At 62.3% G+C, this 21,342-nt stretch carries 16 protein-coding genes; 15 read left to right on the forward strand and 1 reads right to left on the reverse strand.

The window, feature by feature from the left end:
• The first annotated feature begins 346 nt into the window (after positions 1 to 346).
• The 9 genes from OKQ63_RS01150 (at position 347) to OKQ63_RS01190 (ending at position 14,477) form a co-directional block, all read left to right on the forward strand.
• Positions 347 to 1,201 (forward strand): alpha/beta fold hydrolase, encoded by an 855-nt coding sequence (locus OKQ63_RS01150; protein ID WP_264212163.1) that lies wholly within the window; start codon positions 347 to 349, stop codon positions 1,199 to 1,201.
• 308 nt (positions 1,202 to 1,509) lie between these two features.
• Positions 1,510 to 1,935 (forward strand): 50S ribosomal protein L11, encoded by a 426-nt coding sequence (gene rplK, locus OKQ63_RS01155; RefSeq protein ID WP_264212164.1) that lies wholly within the window; start codon positions 1,510 to 1,512, stop codon positions 1,933 to 1,935.
• Position 1,936: 1 nt separating this feature from the next.
• Positions 1,937 to 2,635 carry a 50S ribosomal protein L1 gene (rplA, locus tag OKQ63_RS01160; RefSeq protein WP_264212165.1) on the forward strand — a complete coding sequence of 233 codons (699 nt, stop codon included), beginning with the start codon at positions 1,937 to 1,939 and terminating at the stop codon, positions 2,633 to 2,635.
• A 368-nt stretch (positions 2,636 to 3,003) separates the two neighbouring features.
• Positions 3,004 to 3,522, forward strand: coding sequence for a 50S ribosomal protein L10 (gene rplJ / locus OKQ63_RS01165; protein WP_264212166.1), 519 nt, complete (start codon positions 3,004 to 3,006; stop codon positions 3,520 to 3,522).
• 80 nt (positions 3,523 to 3,602) lie between these two features.
• Positions 3,603 to 3,977, forward strand: a complete 375-nt coding sequence (gene rplL, locus OKQ63_RS01170) for a 50S ribosomal protein L7/L12 (protein ID WP_259967561.1) — start codon at positions 3,603 to 3,605, stop codon at positions 3,975 to 3,977.
• A 249-nt stretch (positions 3,978 to 4,226) separates the two neighbouring features.
• Positions 4,227 to 8,360, forward strand: a complete 4,134-nt coding sequence (gene rpoB, locus OKQ63_RS01175) for a DNA-directed RNA polymerase subunit beta (RefSeq protein ID WP_264212167.1) — start codon at positions 4,227 to 4,229, stop codon at positions 8,358 to 8,360.
• Between the two features lie 52 nt (positions 8,361 to 8,412).
• A complete protein-coding gene (gene rpoC, locus OKQ63_RS01180; RefSeq protein ID WP_264212168.1) occupies positions 8,413 to 12,657 on the forward strand; it encodes a DNA-directed RNA polymerase subunit beta' in 4,245 nt (1,414 codons plus the stop codon).
• Positions 12,658 to 12,789: 132 nt separating this feature from the next.
• Positions 12,790 to 13,605 (forward strand): glycosyltransferase, encoded by an 816-nt coding sequence (locus OKQ63_RS01185; protein WP_264212169.1) that lies wholly within the window; start codon positions 12,790 to 12,792, stop codon positions 13,603 to 13,605.
• Positions 13,602 to 14,477 carry a DMT family transporter gene (locus OKQ63_RS01190; protein WP_264212170.1) on the forward strand — a complete coding sequence of 292 codons (876 nt, stop codon included), beginning with the start codon at positions 13,602 to 13,604 and terminating at the stop codon, positions 14,475 to 14,477. Before OKQ63_RS01185 ends, OKQ63_RS01190 begins: the two co-directional genes overlap by 4 nt.
• A 7-nt stretch (positions 14,478 to 14,484) precedes the next feature.
• On the opposite strand, the gene OKQ63_RS01195 is transcribed toward OKQ63_RS01190, so the two are convergent.
• Entirely contained in the window at positions 14,485 to 15,291 is an 807-nt protein-coding gene (locus OKQ63_RS01195; protein WP_264212171.1) for a putative rhamnosyl transferase, read from the reverse strand.
• A gap of 365 nt (positions 15,292 to 15,656) precedes the next feature.
• Here OKQ63_RS01195 and rpsL point away from each other — a divergent pair, with 365 nt between their 5' ends.
• The 6 genes from rpsL (at position 15,657) to rpsJ (ending at position 21,337) form a co-directional block, all read left to right on the forward strand.
• The gene (gene rpsL, locus OKQ63_RS01200) at positions 15,657 to 16,028 is read left to right on the forward strand and encodes a 30S ribosomal protein S12 (protein WP_005621086.1); all 372 of its coding nucleotides are present in this window, start codon (positions 15,657 to 15,659) and stop codon (positions 16,026 to 16,028) included.
• Positions 16,029 to 16,043: 15 nt separating this feature from the next.
• Positions 16,044 to 16,514 (forward strand): 30S ribosomal protein S7, encoded by a 471-nt coding sequence (gene rpsG / locus OKQ63_RS01205; protein ID WP_264212172.1) that lies wholly within the window; start codon positions 16,044 to 16,046, stop codon positions 16,512 to 16,514.
• An 18-nt stretch (positions 16,515 to 16,532) separates the two neighbouring features.
• The gene (gene fusA, locus OKQ63_RS01210) at positions 16,533 to 18,650 is read left to right on the forward strand and encodes an elongation factor G (RefSeq protein ID WP_264212173.1); all 2,118 of its coding nucleotides are present in this window, start codon (positions 16,533 to 16,535) and stop codon (positions 18,648 to 18,650) included.
• A 63-nt stretch (positions 18,651 to 18,713) separates the two neighbouring features.
• Positions 18,714 to 19,889, forward strand: coding sequence for an elongation factor Tu (gene tuf, locus OKQ63_RS01215; protein WP_264212159.1), 1,176 nt, complete (start codon positions 18,714 to 18,716; stop codon positions 19,887 to 19,889).
• Between the two features lie 383 nt (positions 19,890 to 20,272).
• Positions 20,273 to 20,755: a hypothetical protein gene (locus OKQ63_RS01220; protein WP_264212174.1), complete on the forward strand. Its 483-nt coding sequence runs from the start codon at positions 20,273 to 20,275 to the stop codon at positions 20,753 to 20,755.
• Positions 20,756 to 21,022: 267 nt separating this feature from the next.
• Positions 21,023 to 21,337 carry a 30S ribosomal protein S10 gene (gene rpsJ / locus OKQ63_RS01225; protein ID WP_019298501.1) on the forward strand — a complete coding sequence of 105 codons (315 nt, stop codon included), beginning with the start codon at positions 21,023 to 21,025 and terminating at the stop codon, positions 21,335 to 21,337.
• The last annotated feature ends 5 nt before the right edge of the window (positions 21,338 to 21,342 follow it).

Genomic DNA, 21,342 nt, shown 5'->3' on the forward strand with positions numbered 1-21,342 from the left:
GCAGGGTGCCCGCACTGTGGAATTCGAGGCGCCGCGCTGCTGATGCACCGCGGCGTTTTTCTTTATTGCGGTGGGGCGGCAGCATTGCCGGACTTTGCTTGCATTCGCGTCATCGCTGGCAACGACACCTCCGCAACCTATTGCTGCCGGTTCGGAAAGCTCAGCGGCTTGACCGGTAAGGAGGCAGGCAATATGAGCGACCCGAAACAGCAGCAGGGTTTCCATGAAACTTATCCGTTAGCAAAGATTGCAGACCGATCATTCCCGGCCGTCCGGCAGCGGACCGGCCGAACGTTTATCTGCTTAAAACGGAGCGCAAGAGGGCACCTCTTGCGGGTAAATTTCGATGGAAAACTATGACAGTGTCCACGGGCGCATCTACCAGGATGGCTACACGCTCGGCTACTCGATCGAGGGGGAGGGAGATCCGCTGCTGATCATTGGCAGCCATGTCTTCTATCCACGCACATTTTCAGCAGGCCTGCGCGGCAAGAGAACGCTGATCTTCATTGATCACCGCGGCTTCGCTCAGGCCGACCGCGGCGTCGAGGCGCGTGACTGCTCACTGGAGACCATTACCTGTGATATCTCTGCGATGTGCAGCGCGCTTGGCCTTTCACGCCTGGATGTGCTGGGACACTCGGGCCACGGCTACATGGCACTGGAGTTCGCCCGCCGCAGACCGGATCTGGTCCGGAAGACCGTTGTTGTTGCGACCGGACCAAGCCATTCGCCAGCGTACATGGCATATGGGGAGCGTATCTGGGATATGCTTGCAGCTCCGGAGCGCAAGCGCCGTTTGGCACAGGATCTGGAGTGGATGGCTGCGAAGATCGAAGCTGAACCGCAAAATAAGTTCATCTGGATGTGCCTGGGGCTGGCCGCCCGCAGTTGGTTTAACCCATGTTTTGATGCCTCGGATCTCTGGCAGGGTGTCCACGTTAACATGCCGGTTTTCGACAGTTTGTGGGGGGACGTGTTTCGCGATTTTGATCCCGCCACAGTGCTGCAGGAGATTAAATCCCCGCTTCTGATCTGCATGGGGCGGCATGATCACCTGGTTGCCCCGCTGGAAACCTGGCTTCCGCTCATCGCGGAAAACCGCCAGCCGGTTTTTGCGCTTTTTGAGCGGAGCGCGCACACTCCGCAATTGGAAGAAGCGGAGCGGTTTGACGAAACCCTTCTGAATTTCCTGACCTGAAGCATGGCCCCGTGCGGGTATGAACCGCGCGGGGCAATTCGGGAGCTGGCCAGTTCTGCCGAGTCCGCTCCCTGACAGATCCCGCCATTGAAACGGACCGTAGCACTTGACACTTCGGGCTCGAAGCGGCCATTGCAAAAGCTGGCCCGGAGTCCACTTGCCAACCCCCGCGTTCCCCTGTACATGCCGCCTCTATCGTCTTCGGGCGAGATTCTCCCGTGGGAGATGGACGGATCGCGATCCTGACATCCGACCACGCAACATTCTCCGGGCGGAACGCGTTCCGTCCTCGTTGAAAGGACAACCAAATGGCTAAGAAGCTTGTTGGTTCGATGAAGCTGCAGGTTCCTGCAGGTCAGGCAAACCCCTCTCCGCCCGTCGGCCCGGCGCTGGGTCAGCGCGGCATCAACATCATGGAATTCTGCAAGGCGTTCAACGCCAAGACCGCAGACATGGAGCCCGGCGCGCCGTGCCCGACCGTGATCACCTACTATCAGGACAAGTCCTTCACCATGGACATCAAGACGCCGCCCGCGTCTTACTACCTGAAGAAGGCGGCCAAGGTGAAGTCGGGGGCAAAAACCCCGTCGCGCGAAACCGTCGGCACCGTGACCGCGGCCCAGGTGAAAGAAATCGCCGAAGCCAAGATGAAAGATCTGAACGCCAACGACATCGAAGCGGCAATGCAGATCATCCTGGGCTCCGCCCGCTCCATGGGCATCGAGGTGAAGTAAGATGGCAAAGCTCGGTAAACGCACCCGCGCCGCGCGCGAAGCTGTCGCTGGCAAGGAAAACCTGTCGGTGGAAGAAGCCGTTGCCCTGATCAAGGCCAACGCAACCTCGAAGTTCGACGAAACCGTCGAGATCGCCATGAACCTGGGTGTCGACACCCGCCACGCAGACCAGATGGTCCGCGGCGTGGTCGGCCTGCCGAACGGCACCGGCAAGAACATGCGCGTTGCGGTCTTCGCCCGCGGCCCCAAGGCTGAGGAAGCGCAGGCAGCCGGTGCGGACATCGTCGGCGCCGAAGACCTGATGGAAGCGATCCAGGGCGGCAAGATCGATTTCGACCGCTGCATCGCCACCCCGGACATGATGCCGGTCGTCGGCCGTCTGGGCAAGATCCTCGGCCCGCGCAACCTGATGCCGAACCCCAAGGTCGGCACCGTGACCATGGACGTGAAAGCGGCCGTGGAAGCAGCCAAGGGCGGCGAAGTCCAGTTCAAGGCGGAAAAAGGCGGCGTTGTGCATGCAGGCGTCGGCAAAGCCTCCTTCGACGAAGCCAAGCTGGTCGAGAACGTCCGCGCCTTCGTGTCGGCCGTGGCCAAGGCCAAGCCGTCGGGCGCCAAGGGTGCCTACATGAAGAAGATCAACCTGTCCTCGACCATGGGTCCGGGCGTCACGGTTGACGTGGACAACGCTGTCACCGAGTAATCGGGCAGACTGCCGGACAGTTCAGGGGCGGTGCCTGCCGGGCGCCGCCCTTTCTGGTTCCGGTGCCGGGCTGCGGCGGGTTTATTTTCCGAATTGCCCCTTGGAAAACCCGTCAAATGGGACTAACTACGGCCTTGAGATAAAGCGTGCGATTCGTCGTGCGCTTTATTTCATTTCGTCCAAGATGGTGGGTGGCCTTCCGATCGGGCCTTAATTTCCCTCCTGAGACGGGTAAGACCAAGAAGATCGAGGGTTTTCATTCCCTCGGGCGGATTTGGCTCATCCCGTAAAACGGACCTGAACGCCGGTTCTTCGGGACCGGCAAACATGAGCCGGGATGCGCAAGCATCCCAAACTTGGAGAGAACTGTGGATAGAGCCCAGAAAGAGAAAGTGGTCGAGGAACTCGGCCAGATCTTCGAAAGCTCTGGCGTCGTGGTGGTTGCTCACTACGCCGGTCTGACAGTTGCCGAGATGCAGGATCTGCGCGCGCGTGCAAGCGATGCGAACAGCTCCGTGCGTGTTGCCAAGAACAGGCTCGCCAAAATCGCCCTTGAGGGAAAGCCGTGTGAAAGCATGTCTGACCTGCTGACAGGGATGACCGTTCTGACCTACTCCGAAGATCCCGTGTCCGCCGCCAAGGTGGCCGAGGATTTCGCCAAGGAAAACAAAAAGTTTGAGATCCTTGGCGGTGCAATGGGTGAGAACGCTCTGGACCGCGCAGGCGTCGAAGCCGTGTCGAAAATGCCGTCCCGCGACGAGCTTATTGCTCAGATCGCAAGCTGCATTGGCGCACCCGCTTCCAACATCGCCGGCGCAATTGGCGCACCTGCAAGCAACATCGCAAGCATTCTTTCGACCATCGAAGAGAAGGCGGAAGCTGCGTAAGCGGTTGGCACTGAATGACTGGCGTGGGGCATGGCCCGCACGTTGGAACACACATACTGTAAACGGAAAGAGCTGATACAATGGCTGATCTGAAAGCACTCGCAGAAAGCATCGTGGGTCTGACCCTGCTGGAAGCACAAGAACTGAAAACCATCCTGAAAGACGAATACGGCATCGAGCCCGCAGCAGGCGGCGCGGTTGTCATGGCAGCTGGCGGCGACGCCGGCGGTGCAGCCGAAGAAGAAAAGACCGAATTCGACGTCGTTCTGAAGAACGCCGGCGCGTCCAAGATCAACGTGATCAAGGAAGTCCGCGGCATCACCGGCCTGGGCCTGAAAGAAGCCAAGGAACTGGTCGAAGCCGGCGGCAAGATCAAAGAAGGCGTGTCCAAGGACGAAGCCGAAGACGTCAAAGCCAAGCTGGAAGCAGCTGGCGCCGAAGTCGAGCTGGCCTAAGTCCGGCTCCTGGTGCATTTCTGATGCATCGGAAATTTGGCTGGGCCCGGAGTTTTCCGGGTCCAGCCGAACCTGTCTTAGAAAGGGCCTCAAGCCAGGGGCGCTTTTTCAGGCGAGGTTCAAAGGATCGGGAGGCCGCCATTCGGGACGGTGGCCATGAATTGATCCGAACGCGCTGTCTCGTATGGGCAAGGTGCCGGGGCCCGGCGGCATCCTTGACCGGTGAGAACTCGAAAGGTGACATCTGACATGGCTCAATCGTTCCTTGGCCAGAAACGTCTACGCAAATATTACGGCAAAATCCGCGAAGTGCTGGAAATGCCGAACCTCATTGAGGTCCAGAAATCTTCTTACGACCTTTTCCTGCGCTCCGGCGATGACGTTGAGCCGCTTGACGGCGAAGGCATCAAAGGCGTGTTTCAGTCGGTTTTCCCGATCAAGGATTTCAACGAAACTTCGGTTCTGGAGTTCGTGAAATACTCCTTCGAGAAGCCGAAATACGATGTCGAAGAGTGCATGCAGCGCGACATGACCTACAGCGCGCCGCTGAAGGTCACCCTGCGCCTGATCGTCTTTGATGTCGACGAGGACACCGGCGCCAAGTCCGTGAAGGACATCAAGGAACAGGACGTCTTCATGGGCGACATGCCCCTGATGACCCCGAACGGCACCTTCGTCGTCAACGGCACCGAGCGCGTGATCGTCTCCCAGATGCACCGCTCGCCGGGCGTGTTCTTTGACCACGACAAGGGCAAGACCCATTCCTCGGGCAAGCTGCTGTTCGCCTGCCGCATCATCCCGTACCGCGGCTCGTGGCTCGACTTTGAATTCGACGCCAAGGACATCGTCTTTGCCCGCATCGACCGCCGCCGCAAGCTGCCGGTGACCACCCTGCTGTACGCCCTGGGCCTGGACCAGGAAGGCATCATGGATGCCTATTACAACACCATCCATTTCAAGCTCGAGAAGTCGCGCGGCTGGGTTGCCCCGTTCTTCCCCGAGCGCGTGCGCGGCACCCGTCCGACCTACGATCTGGTCGACGCCGCCACCGGCGAGATCATCTGCGAGGCCGGCAAGAAGGTCACCCCGCGCGCCGTCAAGAAGATGATCGAGGAAGGCACCATCACCGAGCTGCTGGTGCCCTTCGAGCATATCGTCGGCAGGTATGTCGCCAAGGACATCATCAACGAGGACAACGGCGCGATCTACGTCGAAGCCGGTGATGAGCTGACCCTGGAATACGACAAGGACGGCGAACTGATCGGCGGCTCGCTGAAAGAGCTGCTGGATGCCGGCATCACCGACATTCCGGTGCTGGACATCGACAACGTCAATGTCGGCCCCTACATGCGCAACACCATGGCGGCGGACAAGAACATGGGCCGCGAAAGCGCGCTGATGGACATCTACCGCGTGATGCGCCCGGGCGAGCCGCCCACCGTCGAAGCCGCGTCGGCCCTGTTCGACACGCTGTTCTTCGACTCCGAGCGCTACGACCTGTCCGCCGTTGGCCGCGTGAAGATGAACATGCGCCTGGCCCTGGATGCCGAAGACACCCAGCGCACCCTGCGCAAGGAAGACATCGTCGCCTGCGTCAAGGCGCTGGTCGACCTGCGCGACGGCCGCGGCGACATCGACGACATCGACCACCTCGGCAACCGCCGGGTGCGCTCGGTTGGCGAGCTGATGGAAAACCAGTACCGCGTCGGCCTCTTGCGGATGGAGCGCGCAATCAAGGAGCGCATGTCCTCCGTCGAGATCGACACGGTGATGCCGCAGGACCTGATCAACGCCAAGCCCGCAGCGGCGGCGGTGCGTGAATTCTTCGGCTCCTCGCAGCTGTCGCAGTTCATGGACCAGACCAACCCGCTGTCGGAAGTCACCCACAAACGCCGCCTGTCGGCGCTTGGCCCGGGCGGCCTGACCCGCGAGCGCGCCGGCTTCGAGGTGCGCGACGTGCACCCGACCCACTATGGCCGGATGTGCCCGATTGAGACGCCGGAAGGCCCGAACATCGGTCTGATCAACTCGCTGGCCACCTTTGCCCGCGTGAACAAGTACGGCTTCATCGAAACACCCTACCGCGTCGTCAACGACGCCAAGGTGACCGACGAAGTCCACTACATGTCCGCGACCGAGGAAATGCGCCACACCGTGGCGCAGGCGAACGCGACCCTGGACGAAGACGGCAAGTTCATCAACGACCTGGTCTCGACCCGCCAGTCCGGCGACTACACCCTGGCACCGCGCGAAAGCGTCGACCTGATCGACGTCTCGCCGAAGCAGCTGGTCTCGGTTGCCGCCTCGCTGATCCCGTTCCTGGAAAACGACGACGCCAACCGCGCTCTGATGGGCTCGAACATGCAGCGTCAGGCGGTTCCGCTCCTGCGCGCCGAGGCGCCGCTGGTCGGCACCGGCATCGAGGAAAAGGTCGCGATCGACTCCGGCGCGGCCATCCAGGCCAAGCGGGCCGGCATCATCGACCAGGTCGATGCGCAGCGTATCGTGATCCGGGCCACCGAGGACCTGGAACTGGGCGATGCCGGCGTGGACATTTACCGGATGCGCAAGTTCCAGCGTTCGAACCAGAACACCTGCATCAACCAGCGTCCGCTGGTGAAGGTGGGCGACACCGTGGTCAAGGGCGAAGTCATCGCCGACGGCCCGTCGACCGATATGGGCGAACTGGCTCTGGGCAAGAACGTGGTCGTCGCGTTCATGCCGTGGAACGGCTACAACTACGAAGACTCCATCCTGATCTCCGAGCGCATCGCGCGTGACGACGTCTTCACCTCGGTCCACATCGAGGAATTCGAAGTCGCCGCCCGTGACACCAAGCTCGGGCCGGAAGAAATCACCCGCGACATCCCCAACGTCGGCGAGGAAGCCCTGCGCAACCTCGACGAGGCGGGCATCGTCTACATCGGCGCCGATGTGGAGCCGGGCGACATTCTGGTCGGCAAGATCACTCCCAAGGGCGAAAGCCCGATGACCCCGGAAGAGAAGCTGCTGCGCGCCATCTTCGGCGAAAAGGCTTCCGACGTGCGCGACACCTCGCTGCGCGTGAAACCGGGCGATTACGGTACGGTCGTGGAAGTGCGCGTCTTCAACCGCCACGGCGTCGAAAAAGACGAGCGTGCGCTGCAGATCGAGCGCGAGGAAGTCGAGCGTCTGGCCCGCGACCGGGACGACGAGCTGGCGATCCTGGACCGCAACATCTATGCCCGCCTGCGCGACATGCTGCTGGGCAAGGTGGCGGTCAAGGGACCGAAGGGCGTGCGCGCCGGGTCCCCGATCAACGAGGAACTGCTGGACTCGCTGTCCCGCGGCCAGTGGTGGATGCTCGCCCTCGAGGATGAGCAGGACGCCCAGATCGTCGAGGCCCTGAACGAGCAGTACGAGGCGCAGAAGCGCGCCCTGGACGCCCGTTTCGAGGACAAGGTCGAGAAGGTCCGCCGCGGCGACGACCTGCCGCCGGGCGTGATGAAGATGGTCAAGGTCTTCATCGCGGTGAAGCGCAAGCTGCAGCCGGGCGACAAGATGGCCGGCCGTCACGGCAACAAGGGCGTGATCTCGAAAGTGGTGCCGATGGAGGACATGCCGTTCCTCGCGGATGGCACCCCGGTCGACTTCTGCCTCAACCCGCTGGGCGTTCCGTCGCGGATGAACGTCGGTCAGATCCTGGAGACCCACATGGGCTGGGCCGCACGCGGCCTCGGCATCAAGGTGGACGATGCGCTGCAGGAATACCGCCGCTCGGGCGACCTGACCCCGGTCCGTGACGCGATGCACCATGCCTATGGCGACGACGTCTATGACGAAGGCATCGCCAATATGTCCGAGGACGCGCTGGTCGAGGCCGCAGGCAACGTCACCCGCGGTGTGCCGATCGCCACCCCGGTCTTTGACGGCGCCAAGGAAGACGACGTCAACAACGCCCTGGTGCGTGCGGGCTTCGACCAGTCCGGCCAGTCGATCCTGTTCGACGGCCGCACCGGCGAGCAGTTCGCGCGCCCCGTGACCGTTGGCATCAAGTACCTGCTGAAGCTGCACCACCTGGTGGACGACAAGATCCACGCGCGTTCCACCGGCCCGTACTCGCTGGTCACCCAGCAGCCGCTGGGCGGCAAGGCGCAGTTCGGCGGTCAGCGCTTTGGTGAGATGGAAGTCTGGGCTCTGGAAGCCTATGGCGCCGCCTACACCCTGCAGGAGATGCTCACCGTCAAATCGGATGACGTCGCCGGCCGGACCAAGGTCTACGAGTCGATCGTCAAGGGCGAGGACAACTTTGAGGCGGGCGTTCCGGAATCGTTCAACGTTCTGGTCAAAGAAGTCCGCGGCCTCGGCCTGAACATGGAACTCCTGGATGCGGAAGAAGAGTAAGGGCTGCGGCCCTTACCCGTCTCTCCCTTCCGCACGAATTTGAGGTATCAAAATGAACCAGGAAATCACCAACAACCCGTTCAACCCGCTGACGCCGCCCAAGGTCTTTGATGAAATCAAGGTCTCGCTGGCGTCGCCGGAACGGATCCTGTCGTGGTCCTATGGCGAGATCAAAAAGCCCGAGACCATCAACTACCGGACCTTCAAGCCCGAGCGCGACGGCCTGTTCTGCGCGCGGATCTTCGGCCCGATCAAGGACTACGAATGCCTGTGCGGCAAGTACAAGCGGATGAAGTACCGCGGCGTCGTCTGTGAAAAATGCGGCGTCGAGGTCACCCTGCAGAAAGTGCGCCGCGAGCGCATGGGCCACATCGAACTGGCGGCACCCGTTGCCCACATCTGGTTCCTGAAGTCGCTGCCCAGCCGCATCGGCCTGATGCTGGACATGACCCTGCGCGACCTGGAGCGGGTTCTGTACTTTGAGAACTACGTTGTCATCGAGCCGGGCCTGACTGATCTCTCCTACGGCCAGATGATGACCGAAGAAGAGTTCATGGACGCCCAGGACGCCTATGGCATGGACGCCTTCACCGCCAACATCGGCGCTGAGGCAATCCGTGACATGCTGGCCCAGATCGATCTGGAATCGGAAGCCGAAACGCTGCGCGCCGAACTGGCCGAAGCGACCGGCGAACTGAAGCCCAAGAAGATCATCAAGCGTCTGAAAGTCGTGGAATCCTTCCTGGAATCGGGCAACCGTCCGGAATGGATGATCATGACCGTGATCCCGGTCATCCCGCCGGAACTGCGCCCGCTGGTCCCGCTGGACGGCGGCCGCTTTGCGACTTCCGACCTGAACGACCTGTACCGCCGCGTTATCAACCGGAACAACCGTCTGAAGCGGCTGATCGAGCTGCGCGCGCCTGACATCATCGTCCGCAACGAAAAGCGGATGCTGCAGGAATCGGTTGACGCGCTGTTCGACAACGGCCGCCGCGGCCGCGTCATCACCGGCGCCAACAAGCGTCCGCTGAAGTCGCTGTCCGACATGCTGAAAGGCAAGCAGGGCCGCTTCCGTCAGAACCTTCTGGGTAAGCGCGTCGACTTCTCCGGCCGTTCGGTGATTGTGACCGGTCCTGAACTCAAGCTGCACCAGTGCGGCCTGCCCAAGAAGATGGCGCTGGAGCTGTTCAAGCCCTTCATCTACTCGCGTCTGGAGGCCAAGGGCCTGTCCAGCACCGTGAAGCAGGCGAAGAAGCTGGTCGAGAAAGAGCGTCCCGAAGTTTGGGATATCCTGGACGAGGTGATCCGCGAGCACCCGGTGATGCTGAACCGCGCACCGACGCTGCACCGTCTGGGTATCCAGGCGTTCGAACCCACGCTGATCGAAGGCAAGGCAATCCAGCTGCACCCGCTGGTCTGCTCGGCGTTCAATGCGGACTTCGACGGCGACCAGATGGCTGTGCACGTTCCGCTGAGCCTTGAGGCCCAGCTGGAAGCGCGCGTCCTGATGATGTCCACGAACAACGTTCTGTCGCCCGCCAACGGCGCGCCGATCATCGTTCCCTCGCAGGATATGATCCTGGGTCTCTACTATGTGACCCTGGAGCGCGAAGGCATGCCGGGCGAAGGCAAGATCTTTGGCACCATCGACGAGGTTCAGCACGCGCTGGACGCCGGCGAAGTGCATCTGCACACCAAGATCACTGCGCGGATCACCCAGATCGACGAGGAAGGCAACGAGGTTCTCAAGCGTTTTGAGACCACCCCGGGCCGTGTCCGTCTGGGCGCGCTGCTGCCGAAGAACGCCAAGGCACCGTTCGAGCTGGTCAACCGCCTGTTGCGGAAGAAAGAGGTTCAGCAGGTCATCGACACCGTCTACCGCTACTGCGGCCAGAAGGAGTCGGTCATCTTCTGCGACCAGATCATGACCATGGGCTTCCGCGAAGCGTTCAAGGCCGGCATCTCGTTCGGCAAGGACGACATGGTGATCCCGGACACCAAGTGGACCATCGTCGACGAGACCCGCGATCAGGTGAAGGACTTCGAACAGCAGTACATGGACGGCCTGATCACCCAGGGCGAAAAGTACAACAAGGTTGTCGATGCCTGGTCCAAGTGCAACGACAAGGTCACCGAAGCGATGATGGGCACCATCTCCGCTGACAAGCGGGACGAGAACGGCGCCGTGATGGAGCCGAACTCGGTCTACATGATGGCCCACTCCGGTGCGCGTGGCTCTGTCACCCAGATGAAGCAGCTGGGCGGCATGCGCGGCCTGATGGCCAAGCCGAACGGCGACATCATCGAGACCCCGATCATCTCGAACTTTAAAGAAGGCCTGACCGTTCTCGAGTACTTCAACTCGACCCACGGCGCCCGTAAGGGTCTGTCCGACACCGCTCTGAAGACGGCGAACTCGGGCTACCTGACCCGCCGTCTGGTGGACGTGGCGCAGGACTGCATCGTGCGCGAGCACGACTGCGGCACTGAGCGCGCGATCACTGCCGAAGCGGCGGTCAACGACGGTGAAGTGGTGGCCAGCCTGGGCGAACGCATCCTGGGCCGTGTGGCTGCGGATGACATCAAGCGCCCCGGCACCGAAGAGGTGATCGTCGCCGCCGGCCAGCTGATCGACGAGCGCATGGCGGATGCCGTGGAAGAGGCCGGCGTCCCGTCGACCCGCATCCGCTCGCCGCTGACCTGCGAGTCGGAAGAAGGCGTCTGCGCCATGTGCTACGGCCGCGACCTGGCCCGCGGCACCCGGGTGAACACCGGCGAGGCTGTCGGCATCATTGCGGCGCAGTCGATCGGCGAACCGGGCACCCAGCTGACCATGCGGACCTTCCACATCGGCGGCGTTGCCCAGGGCGGCCAGCAGTCGTTCCAGGAAGCCTCGCAGTCCGGCACGATCGTGTTCGAGATGCCGCAGACCCTGGAGAACGCCAACGGCGAGATCCTGGTCGTGGGCCGCAACATGAAGCTGATCATCCAGGACGAGCACGGCGAAGAGCGCGCCAGCCACAAGCTGGGCTACGGCTCCAAGCTGTTCGTCAAGGAAGGCCAGCAGATCAGCCGCGGCGACAAGCTGTTCGAATGGGATCCCTACACCCTGCCGATCATCGCCGAGAAGCCGGGTACCGCGAAATACGTGGACCTGGTCTCGGGCCTCGCCGTCCGCGACGAGACCGACGAAGCCACCGGCATGACCCAGAAGATCGTGATCGACTGGCGTGCGGCTCCGAAGGGCTCCGACCTGAAGCCGGAAATCATTCTGGTGGACAGCAACGGCGAGCCGGTCCGCAACGACCTCGGCAACCCGCTGACCTACCCGATGTCGGTGGACGCGATCCTGTCGGTCGAAGACGGCCAGCAGATCATGGCCGGTGACGTTGTCGCGCGGATCCCGCGCGAAGGCGCCAAGACCAAGGACATCACCGGTGGTCTGCCGCGCGTTGCGGAACTGTTCGAAGCCCGCCGTCCGAAAGACCACGCGATCATCGCCGAAATCGATGGTTACGTGCGCTTCGGCCGCGACTACAAGAACAAGCGCCGCATCTCGATCGAGCCGTCGGACGACACGATGGAGCCCGTCGAATACATGGTGCCCAAGGGCAAGCACATTCCCGTCGTGGAAGGTGATTTTGTCCAGAAGGGCGACTACATCATGGACGGCAACCCGGCGCCGCATGACATCCTGTCCATCATGGGTGTCGAGGCGCTGGCGAACTACATGATCGACGAGGTCCAGGACGTCTACCGCCTGCAGGGCGTGAAGATCAACGACAAGCACATCGAGGTGATCGTCCGCCAGATGCTGCAGAAGTGGGAGATCTCCGACTCCGGCGACACCACGCTGCTGAAAGGCGAGCACGTGGACAAGCAGGAGTTTGACGCCGCCAACGAGAAATCGCTGGCCCGCGGCAAGCGTCCGGCACAGGGCGAACCGATCCTGCTGGGCATCACCAAGGCGTCGCTGCAGACCCGCTCCTTCATCTCGGCGGCCTCCTTCCAGGAGACCACCCGGGTGCTCACCGAGGCTTCGGTGCAGGGCAAGAAGGACAAGCTGGTCGGCCTCAAGGAGAACGTCATCGTGGGCCGCCTGATCCCGGCCGGCACCGGCGGCGCCACCCAGGCGGTGCGCTCGATTGCCCAGGGCCGCGACAACGTGGTGCTGGAAGCCCGCCGCGAGGAAGCCGAAGCCGCTGCAGCCCTGGCCGCACCGGTGATGGACGACGACGCGATCGGCGGCGACGACCTGGATATCCTGGTCGAAACCCCGGAAAGCCGCGACTGAGCCACGGCCTCGGATTTCAGGAAAAGCCCCCGCATGCTGCCATGCGGGGGCTTTTTCATGTCTGCTGCAGCGGTTATCTGTGGAGGCGTGAACGGTCGGCATGACCAGCGCGCCGGCAGGCAGGGAGCAGATATGGACATAAGGCTGCGGATGATCGGTCTGGTGCGGTTCTCCGTGCTCAGCACGAATTTCTACACCGACCGCTTCCCGACGCTGGAGGAAAGGGCGGCGTATCTGTTCTCGCCGGAACGGATGGAGCTGCGCCTGCGCTATTTCGAGACTCTGTGCCTGCGCTCGCTGACCCGGCAGAGCGACAGCAGTTTCCGGCTGATCGTGCTGACGTCGGAAGAGTTGCCCGCCCGCTATCTGGACCGGCTGCTGGCGCTGACCGAGCCTTACGGCAACGTTCTCTGCCACGCTGCAGCCGCCTATCCCCACTACCAGCAGATGAAGGACGCCTACGGCCGGGTGCAGCTGAGGCGCGCCACCCACCGGGTGCTGTTCCGGCTGGATGACGATGACGCGGTCGACACGGACTTTGTCAAGCGGACCAAGGCGCTTGCCCGCGGCATGATCCCCGTGCAGGGCGGCGGCCGGACCCCTTTCGCAATTGCCCATAACCGCGGCCTGTACCTGGAGAAGACCGCCGCGGGCCCGGAGATCTATGACACCTGCGAATGGGCGCCGCTGTCGACGGGGCTGTCGCTGGTTGCCCCGGTCTCGCACAAGGGCAACCCCTATTCCTGCAACCACCGGAAAATCGCGCAGCACTACAACACGGTCTCCGACATTTCGGTGCCGGCCTTCCTGCGCAGCATCCACGGCGACAACAAGTCGAAGCCGGCCCAGATGGGGCTCACCCGCAAGGGCACCCGGGCGGAGGCCGAAGCCGCCCTGGAGCAGCACTTCGGCTACACGATGGCGGAGCTGGCGGGGCTGCTGCCGTGACCGCCAACCAGGCCGGGGCGCTGCTGATGACCGCCAGCATGGCGGCCTATACGTTCAACGACGCGCTGGTCAAGCTGATCGGCGGCACGCTGCCGCTGCCGCAGATCCTGACCATCCGCGGAGCGGCGGCCAGCTTCCTGATCTATCTGCTGGCCCGGCAGCTCGGCAGCCTGCGGCTCGGCCTGACCGGGCGGGCCTGGAGGATGCTGGCGCTGCGCGGCCTGTGCGAGGTCGCCGCCACATACCTGTTTCTGACCGCGCTGATGCGGATGCCGATTGCCAATGTCACCGCGGTTCTGCAGGTGCTGCCGCTGACCGTGACCCTGGGTGCCGCGCTGTTCCTGCGCGAACCGGTGGGCTGGCGCCGGCTGGCGGCGGTTGCCGCCGGGTTTGCGGGCATGCTGCTGATCGTGCGGCCGGGGCCGGAGGGCTTCAGCGAAGGCAGCCTTTATGCGCTGGCCGCGGTGGCCTGCATCACCGCCCGCGACCTGGTGACCCGGCGGCTGCCGCCGGAGGTGCCGTCGATGACGGTGACGCTCTCCGCCTCGGTGTCGGTGCTGGCCTTCGGCCTTGCCACCTCGGCAACCGTGGAGTGGCAGCCGATGGGCGCCGCCGAATGGCTCGCCCTGACCGGCGCGGCCCTGTTCATCTTTGTCGGCTACCTGTGTTCGGTGATGACGATGCGGGTGGGGGAGGTCGCCGCAATAGCGCCCTTCCGGTACAGCGGGTTGCTGTGGGCGCTGGTCCTGGGCTGGCTTGTGTTCGGCGACTGGCCGGACCTCCTGACGCTTGCGGGCGCCGCCGTGGTGGCCGGGGCGGGAATGTTCACGCTCTACCGCGAACGGCGGCAGGCGCGCAGGCTGCCGCGCTGAGCCCGGCTCAGCTCTGCGCGAAAACCTCCCTGACCCGGCCGGCCCGGATCGCGAACCGGGCTTCGAACGCGCCTTCCAGCTCCGGCGTCAGCGGTTCGAACGGCGTGCCAGGCCCGGCCTGGCTGCGCGAGTCATTGAAGCGGTTATGGGTGCGCACGAACATCGGCGCATCGGTCACCGTGACGGTGGGCATGAAGCGGTTGATCTTGTTGTGGGCGAAATTCATGATCGTCAGCGGGCAGCCGCCGCGCACATGCATGCCGAGGGCGGCCACCACATATGGGTGCACCCCTTCAGCAGCGGAAATCCCCTCCGGCCCGGCTTCGGCCAGGTAGCCCCGGTTGAAATCGATGGCCACGCTCTTGTTCTTCTGCATCAGCGGCCGGCAGTCCTCTGCCGTGGCGCGCAGCCTTTCGACAAAATCCACCGACACGGCATCGTCGTCGTCATGCCGGAACTGCAGACAGGGCTTGCCGGGGTCGCGGCGGGCGCTGTTCAGGATCTCCTTCATCACCTCGCGGTGCCGGCGCGGCGGCTCCGCATGGATCCGGACCTGCGGCATGTCCGCTGTCAGATCCTGCAGCCGGTCGCGGTGGGCGCGGGGCAGGCTGTCGCCGGTCACCACGATCAGGTCGAAATCCGGGTCGGTCTGCTCCCGCAGGCAGGGCAGGGCGATGGTCTCCAGCAGCCGGAACCGCTCCTCCATCCGCTCCTCGGCATAAAGATAGGCGATGCGCTCCGCGATGGTTTCATGCTCGACCTGGAACCCGCCGACCGCCGGGTAGGAAAACCGGCACAATCCGATGACTTGCATTCTGAAATCCGTTTTGTTGCCAATGGCTGCGCGGGCGACTATGCCGGGGCTGCGGTTCCCTGGCAAGCGCGCGGCGGGTGCCGGACGGCGGTGCGGGGGCGGCTGCTGTTGACAACCTGCGCGACTCCCCATATACGCGCGCCTATCCGGCACCCGGAGTGTGTTCTTCGAAAGCCGAATTCAAAATTGCAGTGGCTCAAGGCCTGGGCACTTTTCTCACCCGGGCCCTCTGTAAACTCACCGCGTCGTCTCACCTCGGAATGGGAGCGATTGCGGTTTTTGCGCTTGTGGACGCACAAGTGCAGCGAAATCACCCGCACGCGCCGGCGTGCATGACAGTGTTGCAAAACGGGGAATAAACCGGAATGCCAACGATCCAGCAGCTGATCCGCAAGCCGCGGCAGCCGAAAGTTAAACGCTCGAAGTCCATGCACCTGGAACAGTGCCCGCAGAAACGCGGCGTCTGCACCCGTGTGTACACCACCACTCCGAAGAAACCGAACTCCGCAATGCGGAAAGTGGCCAAGGTCCGCCTGACCAACGGCTTCGAAGTGATCTCCTACATCCCCGGTGAAAGCCACAACCTTCAGGAGCACTCCGTGGTTCTGATCCGCGGCGGCCGTGTGAAAGACCTTCCGGGTGTCCGTTACCACATCCTGCGCGGTGTTCTGGATACCCAGGGCGTCAAAGACCGTAAGCAGCGCCGCTCGAAGTACGGCGCGAAGCGTCCTAAGTAAGAAGGAGAGGCTGATATGTCACGTCGTCACGCCGCCGAAAAACGCGAAGTCCTGCCCGACGCCAAGTTCGGCGACCGCGTTCTGACCAAATTCATGAACAACCTGATGATCGACGGCAAGAAGTCGGTCGCAGAGCGTATCGTCTACAACGCCTTTGACCGCGTCGAGACTAAGATCAAGCGCGCTCCGGTTGAAGTGTTCCACGAAGCACTCGACAACATCAAGCCGTCGGTCGAAGTCCGTTCGCGCCGCGTTGGTGGTGCAACCTACCAGGTTCCGGTCGAAGTCCGCCCCGAGCGCCGCGAAGCGCTGGCCATCCGCTGGCTGATCACCGCCGCCCGCAAACGCAACGAAAACACCATGGAAGAGCGCCTCGCCGGCGAGCTGCTGGACGCCGTCCAGTCCCGTGGCACCGCGGTCAAGAAGCGCGAAGACACCCACAAGATGGCAGAGGCGAACAAAGCCTTCTCCCATTATCGCTGGTAAGCTAGAGGACCTAGACCTATGGCACGCGAATATCCGCTCGAACTTTACCGCAACTTCGGTATCATGGCGCACATCGATGCAGGCAAGACCACCTGCTCCGAGCGCATCCTGTTTTACACCGGCAAATCCCACAACATCGGTGAGGTGCACGACGGTGCAGCCACCATGGACTGGATGGAGCAGGAGCAGGAACGCGGCATCACCATCACCTCGGCTGCGACCACCACCTTCTGGGAACGCACCGAAGACGGTCAGACCGCCGACTCGCCCAAGCACCGCCTGAACATCATCGACACTCCCGGCCACGTCGACTTCACCATCGAAGTCGAGCGTTCGCTGGCGGTTCTCGACGGTGCCGTCTGTGTTCTGGACGCCAATGCCGGTGTTGAACCGCAGACCGAAACCGTGTGGCGCCAGGCTGACCGCTACAAGGTTCCGCGCATGGTGTTCGTCAACAAGATGGACAAGATCGGCGCCGACTTCTTCAACTGCGTCCGCATGATCGAAGACCGCACCGGCGCCCGCGCGGTTCCGGTTGGTGTGCCGATCGGCGCAGAGACCGAGCTGGAAGGCCTGGTCGACCTGGTCAACATGGAAGAATGGCTGTGGCAGGGCGAAGACCTTGGCGCCTCCTGGGTCAAGGCACCGATCCGCGACAGCCTGAAAGACATGGCTGACGAATGGCGCGGCAAGATGATCGAGGCCGCCGTCGAAATGGACGACGACGCCATGGAAGCCTACCTGGAAGGCGAAGAGCCTGACGTGCCGACCCTGCGCAAACTGCTGCGCAAGGGCACGCTGGAGCTGGCGTTTGTTCCGGTTCTGGGCGGTTCCGCGTTCAAGAACAAAGGCGTTCAGCCGCTGCTCAACGCGGTGATCGACTATCTGCCCAGCCCGATGGACGTTGTCGACTACATGGGCTTCAAACCCGGCGACGAGACCGAGACCCGTGACATCGCCCGCCGCGCGGACGACAACATGGCGTTCTCCGGCCTGGCGTTCAAAATCATGAACGACCCCTTCGTCGGCTCGCTGACCTTTACCCGGATCTACTCCGGTGTCCTGAACAAGGGCGACACGCTCCTGAACTCGACCAAAGGCAAGAAAGAGCGCGTCGGCCGGATGATGATGATGCACTCGAACAACCGTGAGGAAATCACGGAAGCGTTCGCGGGCGACATCATCGCGCTGGCAGGCCTGAAGGACACCACCACCGGTGACACGCTCTGCGCCGTCAACGACCCGGTCGTGCTGGAAACCATGACCTTCCCGGATCCGGTGATCGAGATCGCGGTCGAGCCCAAGACCAAGGCCGACCAGGAGAAGATGTCCCAGGGTCTGGCCCGTCTGGCCGCCGAAGACCCGTCCTTCCGCGTCGAGACCGACATCGAGTCCGGTCAGACCATCATGAAGGGCATGGGCGAACTTCACCTGGACATCCTGGTGGACCGCCTCAAGCGCGAATTCAAGGTCGAAGCCAACATCGGCGCGCCGCAGGTGGCCTACCGCGAGACCATCTCCAAAGAGGTCGAGCATTCCTACACCCACAAGAAGCAGTCGGGTGGATCGGGCCAGTTCGCCGAGGTGAAACTGATCATCTCTCCGACCGAGCCGGGCGAAGGCTACTCCTTCGAATCCCGTATCGTCGGCGGTGCGGTTCCGAAGGAATACATCCCGGGCGTCGAAAAAGGCATCCAGTCGGTGATGGACTCCGGTCCGCTGGCAGGCTTCCCGGTGATCGACTTCAAGGTTGCCCTGATCGACGGCAAGTTCCACGACGTGGACTCCTCGGTTCTGGCCTTTGAAATCGCCGCCCGCATGGGCATGCGCGAAGGCATGCGCAAGGCTGGCGCGAAACTGCTCGAGCCGGTGATGAAGGTCGAAGTGATCACCCCGGAAGAATACACCGGCGGCATCATCGGCGACCTGACCTCGCGCCGCGGCCAGGTGTCCGGCCAGGAGAACCGCGGCAACGCAATCGCCATCGACGCGTTTGTGCCGCTGGCGAACATGTTCGGCTACATCAACACCCTGCGTTCGATGAGCTCGGGCCGCGCCCAGTTCACCATGCAGTTCGATCACTACGATCCGGTGCCGCAGAACATCTCGGAAGAGATCCAGGCGAAATACGCGTAAGCGTCAAGACATTGAGGGGTTCGCGGACCGAGCGGGCCCCTCTCGAAACAAAAGGAGGCCATCATGGCTAAGGAAAAGTTTGAACGCAATAAGCCGCACGTCAACATCGGCACCATCGGCCACGTTGACCACGGCAAGACCACGCTGACCGCGGCAATCACCAAATATTTCGGTGACTTCAAAGCCTACGACCAGATCGACGGCGCGCCGGAAGAAAAAGCCCGCGGCATCACCATCTCGACCGCCCACGTCGAGTATGAGACCGAAGCGCGCCACTACGCCCACGTCGACTGCCCCGGCCACGCCGACTATGTGAAGAACATGATCACCGGCGCGGCGCAGATGGACGGCGCCATCCTGGTGGTGAACGCCGCTGACGGCCCGATGCCGCAGACCCGCGAGCACATCCTGCTGGGCCGCCAGGTCGGCATCCCGAAGATGGTGGTGTTCATGAACAAGGTGGACCAGGTCGACGACGAAGAGCTGCTCGAGCTGGTCGAAATGGAAATCCGCGAGCTGCTGTCCTCCTACGATTACCCGGGCGACGATATCCCGATCATCGCAGGCTCCGCTCTGGCGGCGATGGAAGGCCGCGACGACAACATCGGTTCCGAGAAGATCAAAGAGCTGATGGCGGCTGTTGATGACTACATCGACACCCCGGAGCGCGCCGTCGACCAGCCGTTCCTGATGCCGATCGAAGACGTGTTCTCGATCTCCGGCCGCGGCACCGTTGTGACCGGCCGTGTCGAGCGCGGTGTGATCAACGTCGGCGACTCGATCGAGATCGTCGGCATCCGCGACACCGCCACCACCACCTGCACCGGTGTGGAAATGTTCCGCAAGCTGCTGGACCGCGGTGAAGCCGGCGACAACATCGGCGCGCTGCTGCGCGGCGTCGACCGTGACGGCGTCGAGCGCGGCCAGGTGCTGTGCAAGCCGGGTTCGGTGACCCCGCACACCAAGTTCGAGGCCGAGGCCTACATCCTGACCAAGGAAGAAGGCGGCCGCCACACGCCGTTCTTCGCGAACTACCGTCCGCAGTTCTACTTCCGCACCACCGACGTGACCGGCACCGTGACCCTGCCGGAAGGCACCGAGATGGTGATGCCGGGCGACAACCTGAAGTTCGACGTCGAGCTGATCGCGCCGATCGCGATGGAAAACGGCCTGCGCTTCGCCATCCGCGAAGGCGGCCGCACCGTCGGCGCTGGCGTCGTTTCCAAAATTACTGAATAATTTTGGAAACAGTGGCGGCAGGCGGTTTTCGCTAGAAAATCGCCGGGAGCCACACGGTTCTGAATACAGAAAGGGCCTCCTTCGGGAGGCCCTTTTCTATTGCGCCAACCCGTGAGCAGGGCAGGGACCGGCCAGGGGCCGGAGGCCGTCTTGCAAAAGCTCCAGTGGAGCTTTTGAGGCCGCAGGGAGTGTCAGATCCGGCGGTGATGCAATCGCGCCCGCCCGTTTTGACGGAGGCAAACCTCCGGTTTGACGCAGGCCGGGCGCGGCCCGAACGCGGGGCGTCCGGGCGGGGTTGCTCCACTCTGGTCGCAGTCTAGGTCATTTCGAGCTAGTGAATGCAAACCTTTGCATGGGTGCGAAGTGCCGGCTAACTTTTCCGCATGGATAAGTTGATTTTGAACATTCAGGAGAATTTCGGATCTCCGAAGCCTCCAAAATTCCCGGAATGGAGACCGGAATGGAAAACTTCAGAAGCGTATGAGGAAACAGCCTATTTTGATGGAAAGACATGGAATGAACTACAAATATCGGATTTCGAAATTTACACCTGCTGCCACACGTTTTTCCCCGAGCATTGTGCACTCTACTATCTAGGAGCAAATATGTACTGGGAGTGCCGCTCCCGCAAGTTCCACACTTATGCGATGGAGCGGCTTCTTATGGGGCTGGATTCGGCAGGGTTTTCCATCAGAAAGCGTAGGCGGTTTTCGTCACGTATCGAAACGTTGTGGAGAAGTATGAACGAAGGACAAAAATTTACATTGCTTGCATATCTGGATAGGTTCGGCGAACAGGCGGAATTGCATGTGGAGGAAATTCGGAACATCGTTCAGGGCTATAGAGATGCATTGCAACGTCTATGAAGGCTGCGCATTGTAGGTGTGGCTGGTAATCTATCCACCGCAACCACTTCTTAACACTCCCAAACAAACCCCAAACCCGCCGCACGCCCCCAACGCAACCGTTTCGCGGCGAAACCCCTTGCCACCCGGGGCCGCAGGGCGTATAGGGCGCGAGTTCGCCAAGTGCGGATAGAGGCGGGATGATTCCCGCCTTTTGGGTTCGATGAGGGTTCCGCGGTGGTCGCAGGCCCTCCTCTCAACCCCAACGCCTCAATAAAGGCAGATGTAATGCAAAGCCAAAACATCCGTATCCGGCTGAAGGCATTCGATTACCGCGTCCTGGATGCCAGCACGCAGGAAATCGTCAACACAGCCAAGCGCACCGGCGCTCAGGTCCGTGGCCCGATCCCGATGCCCAACAAGATCGAGAAATTCACTGTTCTGCGTGGCCCCCACGTTGACAAGAAATCGCGCGACCAGTTCGAAATCCGGACCCACAAGCGCCTGCTCGACATCGTTGATCCGACCCCCCAGACCGTGGACGCGCTGATGAAGCTCGACCTGGCGGCTGGCGTGGACGTCGAAATCAAGCTGCAGTCGTAAGATCG

The organism is Leisingera thetidis (assembly GCF_025857195.1).
GTDB lineage: Bacteria > Pseudomonadota > Alphaproteobacteria > Rhodobacterales > Rhodobacteraceae > Leisingera > Leisingera thetidis.

Excerpts from the sequence above, each read along its gene's own strand:
- OKQ63_RS01150 (WP_264212163.1), top strand. The coding sequence starts at position 347 with ATGGAAAACTATGACAGTGTCCACGGGCGCATCTACCAGGATGGCTAC.
- rplK (WP_264212164.1), top strand. The coding sequence starts at position 1,510 with ATGGCTAAGAAGCTTGTTGGTTCGATGAAGCTGCAGGTTCCTGCAGGT.
- rplA (WP_264212165.1), top strand. The coding sequence starts at position 1,937 with ATGGCAAAGCTCGGTAAACGCACCCGCGCCGCGCGCGAAGCTGTCGCT.
- rplL (WP_259967561.1), top strand. The coding sequence starts at position 3,603 with ATGGCTGATCTGAAAGCACTCGCAGAAAGCATCGTGGGTCTGACCCTG.
- rpoB (WP_264212167.1), top strand. The coding sequence starts at position 4,227 with ATGGCTCAATCGTTCCTTGGCCAGAAACGTCTACGCAAATATTACGGC.
- rpoC (WP_264212168.1), top strand. The coding sequence starts at position 8,413 with ATGAACCAGGAAATCACCAACAACCCGTTCAACCCGCTGACGCCGCCC.
- OKQ63_RS01185 (WP_264212169.1), top strand. The coding sequence starts at position 12,790 with ATGGACATAAGGCTGCGGATGATCGGTCTGGTGCGGTTCTCCGTGCTC.
- OKQ63_RS01195 (WP_264212171.1), bottom strand. The coding sequence starts at position 15,291 with ATGCAAGTCATCGGATTGTGCCGGTTTTCCTACCCGGCGGTCGGCGGG.
- rpsL (WP_005621086.1), top strand. The coding sequence starts at position 15,657 with ATGCCAACGATCCAGCAGCTGATCCGCAAGCCGCGGCAGCCGAAAGTT.
- rpsG (WP_264212172.1), top strand. The coding sequence starts at position 16,044 with ATGTCACGTCGTCACGCCGCCGAAAAACGCGAAGTCCTGCCCGACGCC.
- fusA (WP_264212173.1), top strand. The coding sequence starts at position 16,533 with ATGGCACGCGAATATCCGCTCGAACTTTACCGCAACTTCGGTATCATG.
- tuf (WP_264212159.1), top strand. The coding sequence starts at position 18,714 with ATGGCTAAGGAAAAGTTTGAACGCAATAAGCCGCACGTCAACATCGGC.
- OKQ63_RS01220 (WP_264212174.1), top strand. The coding sequence starts at position 20,273 with ATGGATAAGTTGATTTTGAACATTCAGGAGAATTTCGGATCTCCGAAG.
- rpsJ (WP_019298501.1), top strand. The coding sequence starts at position 21,023 with ATGCAAAGCCAAAACATCCGTATCCGGCTGAAGGCATTCGATTACCGC.